This window comes from Kurthia populi (assembly GCF_042686175.1).
Taxonomy (GTDB): Bacteria; Bacillota; Bacilli; order Bacillales_A; family Planococcaceae; genus Kurthia; species Kurthia populi.
The window spans coordinates 1-14,076 of sequence record NZ_JBHUOR010000125.1 but is presented as its reverse complement, the minus strand read 5'-3'; the positions used below and the strand labels follow the sequence as shown (position 1 = coordinate 14,076).

Here is a 14,076-nt window from a genome sequence, read left to right as displayed (position 1 = left end):
TAAAAGATATATAGACCAACTGAAAAAGAGAGTAATCCATACGTGTAAAAATGACCACTTCTAGGAGCATAATAAAAATCGGAATCGCGCTGTCGCGCGGTTCCGATTTTTCGTCCTAGTCAATTTCATGTATATTATTTTTCTAATGCTACAATTGTTGTTTCAAACTGCTGAATATAGGTATCTAAATCAACACCTGCTCGCTCAACTACACCCGCACTTAGAAGTTGTTTTTCAATTCCTGTATAACTCTTAATAACTGCTAAGAAAGCTTTCGCTTGTTCTTTATTTTGCACCGTTACTTGCTCAGGTTTTGCAAATTTACCGTAGCCCACATATTCTGATAAGCCTTGTAAATCTGCAATTTTAATTAAACTTTGTAGCCATGTATCGCGTAGTACTTGATCATATTTCAAACCAACTTCTTCGCTCGTTAAAATCCATTTCGTCGTATCTGGTAAATTATTCATTTCCATATAGACCGCTGCCATTTCTTTTTGCATCACTTTTAAGAAAGCAATATGCTGTGCTTTACCTGCTTCATCATTCCCCCAAGTTTTTTGCAGTTGCTGATATTGTGCTAATAATTCTTTTGATTGCTTATCTACCTTCACAATCTCTGCTTCAGCTTTTTTTGCTTCAGCTACCACTGCATTAAATGAAGCAACAATCTCCTCTGCACTGCCTGTTTTTAAGAAGCTTGGTAAAATCGCATTTACATTCTCTGCATATTTTAAGCTATGATAAGCTGATGTATCTTGTTTATTTTCTTCTAAATATGCTGTAATAATTGCGGCTGTATCCCCATTTGTTGCTAAAGCCGTTTGTACATTTTCTACGAACTGCTCTGCTAGAGAACCAGATGTATTCTTTCCATACGTATACGTAACACCATCAATCGTTTCGTTCGCAAGTTGCCCTTTATAATAGAATAAACTTTTAAATTCCACTAATTTTTTTGTCAGTCTACCGTTTTCAAATAAATACTGTTTATGCTTTGCTGTTTTCAATCCTTTTTTCAATTTAGCATTGTAGTAAAGCTTCATGCTAGCGCCCGATCCCACAACAGCATAGCCTTTGTTTAGTTTACCATTTTTATAAAGCTTTCCTTTATATACTTTAAACCCTTTTACTGCTTTCCCTGTGCTTTTATCCACTAGCACATTCTTTTTATTTAATTTTTCATTTGATGCTGCTTCACTAGCAGTTGGTGCAACAAGTGTTAGTCCGACTGCAGCCACCATTGTTGATAACATGATTTTTTTCATTTTGTAACCTCCTAAGTTAATTGTCCTTATAAATATAGTTCTTAAAGGTTAAAAATAGGTTAAATTTTGAATTTTTATGAGAAATTTTAGTTTTTTAAATTAATTAGTTAATTTATTAATAGTTTAATAGCTTAATCATTTAAAAAACTAACATATTAATTTAGTGTTTTTTTTGTTATACTATATGTATTGTAAGAATTAAGGGAGTGTGGAATTTGTGGCAATTAAAATTACGCTAGGTAACAGTAAAGGTGGCGTTGGCAAAACGACCACGACTTGTCTCCTTGCGATTTCTTTAGCAAAACATTTTAATCAACGCGTACTCGTTGTCGACTTCGATGCGCAAGCAGACTCAACTGACTTTTTAGTACGTACATTTAATGTGCAGCATGAGCTAGCCAATCATACATCTGTTTTTGAAGCCATTAAGTCTCCTGAGACCGCTGCTGATGCTGTTGTGAAGTTAGATGAAAATTTAGATTTGATTCCTTCAGGGGAAGAATTAAGCGGGCTGGATTTATTATTATTTAATAAAGGCGTATTTGGTGAATTTGAATCGGGACTTTATTTAGATTTAGTTATTCAACAAGTAGAAGCAAATTATGATTTTATTTTGTATGATGTACCACCTACTTCAAATATCCAAAATATTAATGCTATTGTAGCAAGTGACTATTATATCGGTGTTATGATGACGCAAGCGAAAAGTTACCGTCAAATGAGCAGTTTCCTTAAAGAATCAAATAAAACGGCTGAGAGCGCTCATAATTCGAAATACGGCTATGATGGTGCACGGCTGCTTGGTATTTTAATGTATCTTGAAAATAAACGTAGTAATGTTGATTACACAGTTATTTCTTCGGCACTTCAAACATATGGAGATAATATTTTCTATTCACGTATTTATGAACGTGAACGTGTGAAACGGTATGATTTAGTTCCACCAAACCCAGGTAAGTTTGATCAACATGATAAAAATACGTTTGCGATGTATGATTCGCTTGCACAAGAGATTTTAATCCGTGTTGGTAAATTACCAGCTAATACACCTAAAATTCGTTTAGAACAGCTTTTAGAACTTGCTAGCGATGATTTAAACCATTCAGAGTACAATACACTAATCGAAGCTTTTAATAAAGCTGTTTTCTATCGTGATGATGTTTTAGAAAGCCTTGAATTTACAGCGAATCAATTAACGAGCGCTTTACGCGATGTTTTCAAAGATATTGAAACAGCTAAAAAACGTTTTGTTATCCAACGTATTGTTCAATGGACTGAATCCAAAGGTTCTCTTGCACAATTAAAAGAATTAAAGAATATATAGGAGGTCTCACATTATGGGACGCAAAAACTTATTAGAAAACGATGCACTGAACAGTAAATTTAGTGCAGAAGGTGAAAATCCTCATCAAGCTGCTTTCTCTGAGCCAAAAGCTCGTGGTCTTGCATTAATGAAAGATGAAATTCATGTTGAACCAAAAAAGAAAGAAAAAGTTGAACGTAAAACAACTCTGATGTCTGCTAAGGCACATCAATTCTTTAAAATCAATGCAGCACAACATGACATGAAATTATTAGAAGTTATTGATTTTGCAGTAGATAAACTTCTTGAAATGGATGAACAACAATTCCAAAAAGAACTAGAAGCCTATAAAAATAATTTAAACTAAATAGTTAGCTAAAGACTTCTCTCTAACCAGAGGAGTCTTTTTTATATTACTAGAAATATGTATTGGCACAGTGGAGTATTAATTAGCCAGAGTTACCCACAAGCTTTGGTAATTTGTATGGTGCAAGTTGATAGAGTGTTTCAATGAGTTTTGTGCAAGCTTTTGACGGGATAAAATTTGTTTCAGCAATAAGTGCCCATAATGAAATACGCATAGCACTTTTTTTCGCAGAAAGTTTTTGTGCATGCGTTCGTACATAATTTACATAGCGTGTAACAGTTGTCCAACCAGTTTTTGCACCACGACCTTTTCCTTTTCGCACCAATACTAATTGGTGCGATTTTTTTATGACTTCATTCAATGAGCTTTGTGGCATATTGAGTGCTTCGCATAATTGTTTTTGAGAATGCCAAATAAACGGACCGTTGGTGCATTTTTGTGCATTTAAGTAGGCAATGATGTCCGTTTCCCATTCCGTATAATGACTTCGACTACGTTCATGACGTTCTTTTTTGAATTTGTACCAGCCTCCTGAAGGCAGTTCAAAGTGCTGATTTGGGACGTAAAGCGCTAATAATTCCTGAATGTATTGTTTTGAAGCACCTTGATAGCGCCCTGAATAAGCAGAACGCATCACAGCTGTAAGCTCATTTTTAGCTAAAGGTTGGTGCAAATTCGCATTGAATTCATCGATGATGTCAAACGCCTCGTCTGTAGACTTCCCTTCGCTATAACAAATAAGCGCTAGCGTAAACAATGTATTATTACGACCGATTTGCCCTTTTGCTCCCTTAATATGCGTTGAGTTAATAAGGGCATGGAACCAATCTGTTTGCATCAAGTTGTTTGTAGACGGTTTTGGCTGAGGTGCATAAAGTGGTGCATCTTCATTTTGACGCATTGACCAATCAATGCATTGTTTGATGCTGTATGTTTGATCAAGTTGCACCCACACCATATTTTTTTCCGTTGGTGCACGGAAAAAACCAAAGTCATTGCAATAAAGATCGGCTTTGACGCTGTGTAAGCTCTTTTTTAGATTAGCTGCAATTCGTTTGGCTACTTTTAAGCCTTGGAAATCATGTTTGTTTGAAATATAAAGTGGTTCTGCTAATACAAAGTACACTTGATAACCGCGCGGCGAGGCAATAATGGCCGTTGGTGCACCAATGGATTCATCAAGGCATGTGAGTAAAATATCTTGCACCGAAAAAGCCTTTGTATCAATGTCGACAACAAAAGCATTGATTTGTTGCAAATTCGTTTCGACGAACCCGTGTACAATGGTGCGTTTTGAATCTGTATATGCACCAAAACGGTAAACATTCGGTGTAAAGTGGCTTAAACCGGCAACATCGTCTAATAAACGCTCTTTTGAATTGATAATATAACCTTTTACACCATATTGTGAGAAATCTTTTTTATTTCGCACCGCAAAAAGCACACCTTTACGTGTGTTTCGTTCCAAATGTTCCATTTGTAGACGCTTTTGTTCTGGTGCATGTGAAAATTGATAGCGATATGTCGCAATTCCATCATGTAATAGAGTGTCATAGAACGCATTTAGCATGTTGAGATACACCTCCTCCGATTGTTTTCTCTATTATAGAGAATCCGAAAAACGTGAAAGTGCTCTCTCTAGAGGATTATGCACCAAAATGAAAATGCCCTTGGGCCTTACTGCCACAAGGGTTTGAAATTTTTTTGAAATTTTTTTGTTATACAGGTTTGTCCCACTTTTTTTCATATTGCACCACATATAAAATAGAAATGCACCATTTAAATTTGTATAAAAAGCTGTTGCGACAACATTTGTAAATTTTATCCATCGATGTTTATACACGGGTTTGTCCCAAAAATACCCCCAGGTGTAAAAAAAAATACTACACGGGTTTGGAAATGCACCAAAAAAAAGTGCACCAAAAATGCACCAAAAAATCGACAATATGACAACCACGGCTTTTTTAACTACACGGGTTTGTTCCAATGGTGCATATTAAGACAAATACTACACGGGTTTGGTTGGAGTTTGTACACGGGTTTGTACCAAAAATATGTGTTTTCGCTTAATTGAGGTGCATTTTTACAAAAATTAGGTCATTTTATTTTGTGGGATTTTTTTCCTATTTCTTGTTAATTGTGGTGCGTTTATGGTGGTTGGACAAACCCGTCTACAAAGTGGTGCATATTATGTTTTTTCATCAAGATGGTGCACATTATAGTACACAGGTTTGTCTGTAGTTTTGCACCATTCGGCATATTTGGTGCAAATCAATCGCATTTTTCGACATTTATGCACCATGTCTTAAAAAATGGTGCAGATTTTTGTATACAGCTTTGTTTGATGGTGCATTTTGTTATAATAAATAATAGGAAAAGAGGTGGTGCATGATGGAATATGCAACGATTTCGGAAACAATCTTATTATCATATGAACAAACAAAGATTGCGGTGTATGAAGAAACGAAAGAATTATTCGAAGATGCACCAATGCTATTAGAATTATGGCATCAAGATGCGTACCAGACATCAGATGATGAACGTTTGCACCAGCAACCAAAAAATGAAGCGTTCCTCGCATTATTTAATTTAATTACCGTGGAATTAACCAATTTCAAGCGAATGACGAAAAAGGTAATTCGCGATACGGTTGAAAGTTATAAAGATACGATTACACAAACGATGTTACCTTTTGTCCAAATGATGAGTGACGTGGAAATCGATTTTTCAAAACCACTAGTTAATCAAAATTATATGATGACGGATTCAAGCACGACTTTTTATTTGATGCGCAATATCGTCACAAGCAAAAAAGGCTTTGCCGATAATGGGAAAGGTCATCTTGAATCGGAGCTTGTCGATAATCAAGGTCAATTGCATGGTTTGGCCGAATTGCGCCCTGCCCCATTAATGGAAACCGAGCCAACAGATTATTTAATTGATGCAGTAGAAAATACACTTAGTTCATTGGATGAATTAACAGCAGATATTTTTGATTTAGTATCATATATGTGGATGACTGGCGAACATACAAGTGATGGTTTCATTGAATTTCATAGTGATGATGCCCTCCTTTTACAGCATGGACATAATGATGATGCCCTTGACACAATGAAATTTAAAGAACGAGATCGATTCAATATTATGCGTCGTGTCGCTGCGCTAACGAGTGTATGGGTGGCGCTTAATGATGGACCTGATCGTTTGAAAATCGTCAATTCACGTGATATTAATTCGAAGCTATACAAATTCCAAGACTTCAAGCGGATGTTTGAGGTAGGAAATGTTCGTATTGCCTTTGATAAAAAAACGAATAAGCCAAAAGGGATTTATGCACTTGAGATTAAACCATCATCGTTATTACAACCATATTTAAATGGCAGTAAATCGTCATTAGGTGTGCTCGACTTAAAAGTATTTAAATATAGTTATTTTACACAGCGGGAGCATAAGCGTCTAACTCGTTATTTGAGTCGTCAATGGAAAATTCGTGTCGTTCGAGGAACATTACATCAGCCATTTAAAATTGGTACATTGCTAAAGGAAATGAATTTTCCTGAGCGTTTAAATGGTGTGCAACTTCGGGATAAATTTGAAGAAGTATTAGATGATTTGCAGCGCGATGAAATTATTAAAGCGTGGAATTATAGTGAAACGATTGATGAAGCGCGTGTTGGTAAACGTGGATGGGTAAAAAATTATTGGAGCCAGCTAAGCGTGACAATTTTACCTCCGGATGTGGTTGTATTAGAAAACCGCAAACAAATTCCATTGCCAACTAATTCAGACGAGAAACTTATAGAAGAATCCACTGAAGAAGTCATTGAAGCAATTTTTGAAGATGTTGCAGAGCCAGAGCAGGAATCCTTTGACTTTGATGAAGTCATTGAAGAATCTGCGGTTATGTTATTAACACCCGAAACGATGCGAGCTAAAATCGATGAACTTGGTTACTCGATTCGTAAAGCTGCTGAGGAAATGGGAATGAGCCATACAACATTGTCACGTTATATGAATCATAAAATTAAACGACATAACAAGGACAATGACAAAAAAATGCTTCAGTGGATGAAAGATAATTAGAGCTTGTTAGTGTACGCTTGAAATAGATAGCGGTATAATTTAACTATGCAATAAGCATAGTTAATTGACGAATAAAACATACTAGTTTAAAGTATGTGAACAACAACGCCTAGGGGGATATTATGACGAACGAAAAATTAACACAATGTAGTATTTGTCATCAGGAATTAGAAGGTACCGTTTTTATTAAAGGTCCAGATGAGAAAGTAGCAATTTGTGAAGACTGTATTCAAACAGCTTATGAAATTTTAGGATTAGGTCCTGTACAATATAATGAGGTTAATGAGTCAGATGAATCAATGTTAAATGCTGAAAACTTTGTCCGCCCTTCTATTATTCGTGATTACCTAAATGATTTTGTTATTGGTCAAGAAGAAGCGAAACGCGTATTAGCAGTCGCAATTTATAATCACTTAAAACGTATGGCACATAACGCACACCGTGAAGAAGGTCAACCAGAAATTGAAAAATCAAATGTATTAATGGTTGGACCAACGGGTTCAGGTAAAACGTATCTACTACGTAAAGTGGCAGAGCTAATTGACATTCCAATGATTGTAGCAGATGCTTCAAGTATGACAGCAGCTGGTTATGTAGGTAGCGACCCAGAAATTATGTTGCGCCAATTACTACAAGCAGCAGATGGCGATCTAGACCGCGCACAACGTGGAATCATTTATATCGATGAAATTGATAAATTAGGTCGTAAATCAGAATCAGCTTCAATCACACGTGATGTATCAGGTGAATCTGTACAACAACAAATTTTAAAAATTCTTGAAGGTACAAAATCTCAAGTACCATTAGATGCCAACCGCTTACACCCAGGTGGCAACAATGTTGAAATGGATACATCAAATATTTTATTCGTTGTTGGGGGTTCATTTGAAGGTATTGAAGAAATCATTAAAAAACGTTTAGGTGAAGAAGGTCGTCGCATTGGTTTTGACGAAATTTCAGAAGCTGAACAAAAGAAAAAAGATTTCAACCACTACATTTTAGAAGTAGAGGCTGAGGACTTACGTAAATTTGGTATGATTCCGGAATTACTTGGCCGTCTACCAGTCGTTGTACCACTACAAGAACTAGATGTGGATGCATTGACACGTATTTTAACAGAACCACAAAATGCATTACTAAAACAATACAGTTCATTATTAAGCTACGATGGTGCTGATATTGAATTCTCAGATGAAGCAGTAAAAGCAATCGCTGAAATTGCTTATGAGAAGAAAACAGGTGCACGTTCATTACGCTCTGTATTAGAAAAAGTATTATTACCGCATATGTTCAATCTTCCTGATGAAGAAGAAAACGTAACGTTTTACTTTGATGAAGAATCAATTCGCAGTGGCAAAGCACCAAAACGTATTGTGAAAGAATCAAAATAATAAACGAAAATCCCTACAGCATTGCTGTGGGGATTTTTTAATTAACTAATAAATAAATTAGTATATTAATAATTTAATAAATTAAAAAACTAATTAGTTAATTTATTTTTTTGAATGGAGCATTTAATATCCTTTATAATAGAAAGAACATCAAACTTTTAGCAAGAACCGATACAACGTAAATTGAGGCTTAGCTAAAAAAAAATAAAATTTATTTTGTATGATTTTAAAAGTAATCATTTCGCTGATAGATAAAGGACATTCTCTATGCAATGTCGAATAGAATATAAACAAGAAAAGTAAGTGCAAGTTATTAAAAACTACGCTCTAATGTAGACAGTAAATAGTATATGTAACTTATTATCCTTTTACGACTTCTTGGAATATCACAAATAAATAATTAATTAGTTAACCAATTAATTATTTAACTAATTAATTGAAAATGGAGGTATACATATGAAGCAATTTCTATTAACAGCACCATTGTACTTTATGACAGGGATTGGGTTTTATCATGCATTATTCGGCAGTAATAAATTATTTGGGATTATTATTTTAGTAGTTGGTATCTTAGGGATTTCGTTAGATTTGATTTCAAAGCGTACGAAGAAAGTTACGTAACTTTATAGACATGAGATAATCAGGAACTGCTACTATGGTGGTTCCTATTTTTTATATAACAAACTAATAAATAAATTACTTTGTTAATTAGTTAATTTATTTTACGAGAGAATGATATGATGACTATTTAATTTGTAAGACACGCACGCATTCTCATTATACGACAGATGAATAGAATCGCCCGCTTTCAATAGAAGGAAGAGAAGAAGTAGAAAAATTAGTCTCTTTTTTCAGTACATACATATTGATGCTCCATAGGCCAGGAATTACCGAAGAACAGCAAGATTGCAAAACAAAAGAAGTTAAACATACATACTCTTGAAGGTTTAAATGAACGCCGTGTTTCTAGTGCACCAGTGAAACATTTTGAAGAAGTAATGCATAAACTATGGGGCGTCAACCACCGTTTTCCCTCCCTAGTGGAGAATTAAATGAAGTAGCACGGCATAGAATAAGGAAGGCCATGGATCAATTAGTCGTAAAGCATGCGCAACGAACCTTGTTAATAGGCACACATGAAAATATCTTTACATTGTGGTTATAATCATATGATTCAAACTATAGTTATATGTTTTGGAAGTCTTTAAAAATGCCAGAAATAATTAAAGTCGTTGTGAAATCAGCGAAAGCACGGGAGGTAGAAAGGGTTTGTTTCACGTGAAACAAACAGGAATAGATACTCTATATTAATTAGTTAAACTATTAATTTATTAACTAATTAATTTTATAAATTTTAATGCTTTCGTTTCATTTTTATAAAAACCTCCCTAAACTAGCCATTTTCCGTTAGAATAAGAAAGACTAGCAATGTTGGAGGTACACAAATGAATAAAACATTTCAAAGAGTAAGCTGCCTCATCATAGCAACGAGTTTGCTAGCTGCTTGTAGTTCGACGAGTGCTGAGAGTGATCAGAGTAATAAAATGATAGCAGCAAAAGAGGAAAAGGTTCCGAAGAATTTCACGAAGGAACTTAATGAAATTGTTGATGATCGTACACTAGAAATAGCAGAGAATGTTTTAGTGTATGCACATAAATATGAACAACAATATGACACACCTATTCAAGATAAGAAGCAAGAATTCAAACGAGCGCTTGTAAATATTGTGAATACATCGTATTTAGAAGGTGATACTGCGGCGAAGGCTTCACAGCTCTTTAAAACTTATTTTTTAAAGGAAGCATTTGAAGAAAATAGCACAGAGTATGCGTTACTAGAAAACTATTCTCAAGCATTGATTCAATCGCTGCGTTTAGAAATAGCGGACGAGCAAAATAATGAAGATGTCGCAGAGAAATCTGAAGATGAGTTAGATTTGTTGAATGATAAGATTGCAGAAAGTGCCAAAGCTTTAAATTCAAAGCTCGGAAATAAAATTTATAAAATGCTTAATAACTCACTGGAAAATTCGTCAGAAGAAGACAATATTTACGTGAGTACAGGTCGTTTAAAAGATGGATTGAATTTAAGACAGGCCCCAAGTGCAGAATCGCCATTAGCCCTACCAAAGGAATTGCCAAATGGTACGGCGCTTAAGGTCATTAGCAAACAAGGCAACTGGTATAAAGTATTTGTGATTGGCAAAGGTGTAGAGGGTTGGGTAAATAGCACATTTACATCGATTACTGCACCAACATACAAAGAAGCGTACGCAGCTTTTGTCGAAGTATATAACGACACATTAGTATTACGTGAAGGTGCAGAAAAGACGTATCCGAAAATTGCAGAGCTAGAAAATGGTACGGAACTACAAGTCTATGATGAATCAGATGGCTGGTATTATGTACATGTTCCAAGTATTAATGAGTATGGATGGGTACATAGCTATTTTGTTACACGTGAATAATTAAAATGAATCGCGCTTAGTCGCGATTTTTTGTTATGGAATGAAAGAAGGGGTACAGATGTTAAATAAATTAAATCACTTTATACAGAGATGGATGCCCATTCTAACACCACTTAGTTTAGTAGTAGGTGTAATTTTAGAGGATATCGGACAACATTTACTGTTTTTAGTAGCATGGTTATTTGCTTTTATGACACTTGTTAGTGGGTTGAAAATGAATTTTCGTGATGTGAAAGTTTTTACAAAGTATCCTAAAACGATTTTATTCACAATTGCTTTTTTACATATTTTAATGCCACTTTGGGCATATGGATTATCCCAATGGGTTTTTGATGATCATTTACTGATGATCGGTTTTATTTTATCGGTTGCAGTCCCAACCGGTGTAACGAGTGTCATTTGGGTAACAATTGGTCGAGGAAATATTCCACTATGTTTAGCTATTATTTTAATTGACACATTATTAGCTCCGATTATTATGCCTGCCCTTCTTCATCTTTTTGTTGGAGAAACGATTCAAATCGATACAATGAGTTTGATTATGGATTTAATTTGGATGATTGTACTACCCTCTCTATTAGGAATCGTCATAAATGAGGTGTCAAAAGGACAAATTCAACGAAAATATGGTGCGGTGTTAGCTCCTCTATCAAAGCTATGCTTATTTGGTGTTATTATGATTAATAGCAGTGCGATTGCGCCCTATTTAAAAAATATCAATAGTGAATTGGCGCTTGTGATTGGTATTGTTTTTGCACTTGCGGTTTCTGGCTATTTGATTGCATTTATTATTGGTTACATCGTTTGGAAGGATCGGACGATTGCAACGACATTTTTATTTACTGCAGGTATGCGAAATATTGCGGTAGGTGTCATTATTGCGACAACCTATTTTCCGGCCAAAGTTGCGATGCCAGTTGTTTTTGGTATGTTGTTTCAGCAAATACTGGCTTCGGTTTTCAATAAATTGAATGAGCGTCAAGTAACTAAAGTTTAGCGCAGCGTTAAAAAAGAAACAATTATGAGTAATTTAAAAATGCAGTAAAAAAAATTAGGAAATGTAAAAAATAACTTCATATTAATCAATTAAAAGAAAGACGTATATTATTTAATAGGTCTTTCTTTTTTTATAAACTTATTTAATGTAATTTGACGTATTCAACAAAAAAATTAGGTAATAAAACTTACTTTACTATTTTATCGTATTGAAATACGATTGATTTTTGATAGAAATTCACAACAAAGATAATGTTTATTATTTTAATTAAAAGAAAATTCGGAAAAAATAAATTGACTAAATTATGTAAAAAAAGTATAGTGAAACCATAAATGATTAATTATAATCATTTATTTTTCACCGAAAAATATTCCCCAAATGAGAAAGGAGAAATTTTTAGATGAAAGCAGCAGTAGTAACGAGTGATAAGTCCGTTAAAGTTGAGGACAAGCAATTAAGAGCACTAGAATATGGAGAGGCACTGGTAAAAACCGAATATTGTGGCGTTTGTCATACAGACTTACATGTGAAAAACGCAGATTTTGGTGATGTGACAGGCGTGGTGCTTGGACATGAAGGTGTCGGAAAAGTTATTGAAATCGGCGAAGGTGTCGAATCATTAAAAGTCGGTGACCGTGTATCAATCGCATGGATGTACGAGAGTTGTGGACATTGTGAATATTGTACAACAGGCCGTGAAACATTGTGCCGTGATGTAAAAAATGCGGGTTATACAGTCGATGGCGCAATGGCTGAGGAAGTTATTGTTAAAGCCGACTACGCAGTAAAAGTACCAGATAATTTAGATCCTGCAGCAGCGTCTTCAGTGACATGTGCGGGAGTTACGACATATAAAGCAGTAAAAGAATCACAAATTCGACCAGGTCAATGGATTGGTGTATTTGGTATTGGCGGCTTAGGAAATTTAGCTGTACAGTATGCTAAAAATGTATTTGGCGCTAAAGTCGTTGCATTTGATATTAGCGATGAAAAATTAGCCTTTGCGAAAGAGCTAGGTGCGGATGCAACCGTAAATTCATTAAATGAGGACCCTGTTGAAAAAGCAAAAGAATTAACAGGCGGTAAAGGGTTAGATGCAACGGTTATTACAGCAGTTGCAAAAACGCCATTTAACCAAGCAATTGATGTTGTAAAAGCAGGTGCACGAGTTGTAGCAGTTGGTTTACCTGTCGATAAAATGGATTTAAATATTCCACGCCTTGTACTAGACGGCATTCAAGTAGTGGGTTCATTAGTAGGAACGCGTCAAGATTTACAAGAGGCATTCCAATTTGCAGCTGAGGGTAAAGTAGTACCGAAAGTTGCCCTTCGTCCAATCGAGGATATTAATGATATTTTAGAAGAAATGGAAGAAGGTAAAATCACAGGCCGTATGGTAATTGATTTCACAAAATAATACATTAGTAAAACACTCATATGCTGTTTTTTCAGCATATGAGTGTTTTAAAATTAATTAGTTAATTTATTAAACTATTAACTAATTAATAAATAAATTTCCTTCTATATAATATGTTTGAAGCTGTAGTGCTTGACTATACAGTAACTGGATAGTTTACAGTAAGGATGTAAAAGAAAAAGAAGGGTCTTGAAATTATGTTTTCGGAAATCTGTGAAATCACAGTAGATAATAAACAACAGGCACTACAATTAAAAGTAGCGCCAAATCAGCAAAGTTATGTAGAGACGGTGGAAGAGTGTCTAACTGAAGCGCGTGAAGATACGCGCTATGTACCTGTTGGATTGTATAACAATAATACAATGGTTGGCTTTGCAATGTATGGCCGTTTTGTAGAAAATGGCGAGGAACGCATTTGGTTTGATCGATATTTAATTGATGAGCATTTTCAAGGAAGAGGCTATGGCAAATATTTTATGAAACAAGTGTTAGATTTTTTAACGGAAAAATATCATTGTCATAGCATTTTTTTAAGTGTTTACGATGATAATTTATTTGCCATTCAACTCTATGAAAAAATGGGCTTTCACTTTAATGGAGAGCTTGATGTCCACGGTGAAAAGGTGATGGTTCGTGAACTAATAAACTAACTAATAAATTAAAAGAAGCTACCATCTAAAACGAACTGACCTAAAAATCTGAGACAACATAAAAAGAAAAAGACACGTTCAAGGGTATACAATCTTTGGAGGTGTTTTTTGATGGGCAAAAAACAAACGGAT

11 protein-coding genes are annotated in these 14,076 nt (G+C 34.9%); 9 read left to right on the top strand and 2 right to left on the bottom strand.

What is annotated here, in order from left to right:
- Positions 1–134: 134 nt before the first annotated feature.
- Positions 135–1,268 (bottom strand): hypothetical protein, encoded by a 1,134-nt coding sequence (locus tag ACFSY7_RS14525; protein WP_380148321.1) that lies wholly within the window; start codon positions 1,266–1,268, stop codon positions 135–137.
- Between the two features lie 217 nt (positions 1,269–1,485).
- Between ACFSY7_RS14525 and ACFSY7_RS14520 the strand changes: the two genes are divergently transcribed.
- Positions 1,486–2,592 carry a ParA family protein gene (locus ACFSY7_RS14520; protein ID WP_380148320.1) on the top strand — a complete coding sequence of 369 codons (1,107 nt, stop codon included), beginning with the start codon at positions 1,486–1,488 and terminating at the stop codon, positions 2,590–2,592.
- A 13-nt stretch (positions 2,593–2,605) separates the two neighbouring features.
- Positions 2,606–2,938 (top strand): hypothetical protein, encoded by a 333-nt coding sequence (locus ACFSY7_RS14515; RefSeq protein WP_126989755.1) that lies wholly within the window; start codon positions 2,606–2,608, stop codon positions 2,936–2,938.
- A gap of 82 nt (positions 2,939–3,020) precedes the next feature.
- On the opposite strand, the gene ACFSY7_RS14510 is transcribed toward ACFSY7_RS14515, so the two are convergent.
- The gene (locus ACFSY7_RS14510) at positions 3,021–4,508 is read right to left on the bottom strand and encodes a primase C-terminal domain-containing protein (RefSeq protein ID WP_380148319.1); all 1,488 of its coding nucleotides are present in this window, start codon (positions 4,506–4,508) and stop codon (positions 3,021–3,023) included.
- A gap of 818 nt (positions 4,509–5,326) precedes the next feature.
- On the opposite strand from ACFSY7_RS14510, the gene ACFSY7_RS14505 reads away from it, so the two are divergent.
- The 7 genes from ACFSY7_RS14505 to ACFSY7_RS14475 all read left to right on the top strand — a co-directional run bounded on the left by ACFSY7_RS14505 (position 5,327) and on the right by ACFSY7_RS14475 (position 13,944).
- Complete coding sequence (locus ACFSY7_RS14505) at positions 5,327–7,021, top strand: hypothetical protein (RefSeq protein ID WP_380148318.1); 1,695 nt, start codon at positions 5,327–5,329, stop codon at positions 7,019–7,021.
- A gap of 122 nt (positions 7,022–7,143) precedes the next feature.
- The gene (gene clpX / locus ACFSY7_RS14500; RefSeq protein ID WP_126989758.1) at positions 7,144–8,412 is read left to right on the top strand and encodes an ATP-dependent Clp protease ATP-binding subunit ClpX; all 1,269 of its coding nucleotides are present in this window, start codon (positions 7,144–7,146) and stop codon (positions 8,410–8,412) included.
- 456 nt (positions 8,413–8,868) lie between these two features.
- Positions 8,869–9,033: a hypothetical protein gene (locus ACFSY7_RS14495; RefSeq protein WP_158620964.1), complete on the top strand. Its 165-nt coding sequence runs from the start codon at positions 8,869–8,871 to the stop codon at positions 9,031–9,033.
- Between the two features lie 824 nt (positions 9,034–9,857).
- A complete protein-coding gene (locus ACFSY7_RS14490; RefSeq protein WP_126989759.1) occupies positions 9,858–10,880 on the top strand; it encodes an SH3 domain-containing protein in 1,023 nt (340 codons plus the stop codon).
- Between the two features lie 58 nt (positions 10,881–10,938).
- A complete protein-coding gene (locus tag ACFSY7_RS14485; RefSeq protein ID WP_380148317.1) occupies positions 10,939–11,877 on the top strand; it encodes a bile acid:sodium symporter family protein in 939 nt (312 codons plus the stop codon).
- A 400-nt stretch (positions 11,878–12,277) separates the two neighbouring features.
- Entirely contained in the window at positions 12,278–13,294 is a 1,017-nt protein-coding gene (adhP, locus tag ACFSY7_RS14480; RefSeq protein WP_126989761.1) for an alcohol dehydrogenase AdhP, read from the top strand.
- Positions 13,295–13,491: 197 nt separating this feature from the next.
- Positions 13,492–13,944: a GNAT family N-acetyltransferase gene (locus tag ACFSY7_RS14475; protein ID WP_380148316.1), complete on the top strand. Its 453-nt coding sequence runs from the start codon at positions 13,492–13,494 to the stop codon at positions 13,942–13,944.
- Positions 13,945–14,076 lie beyond the last annotated feature (132 nt).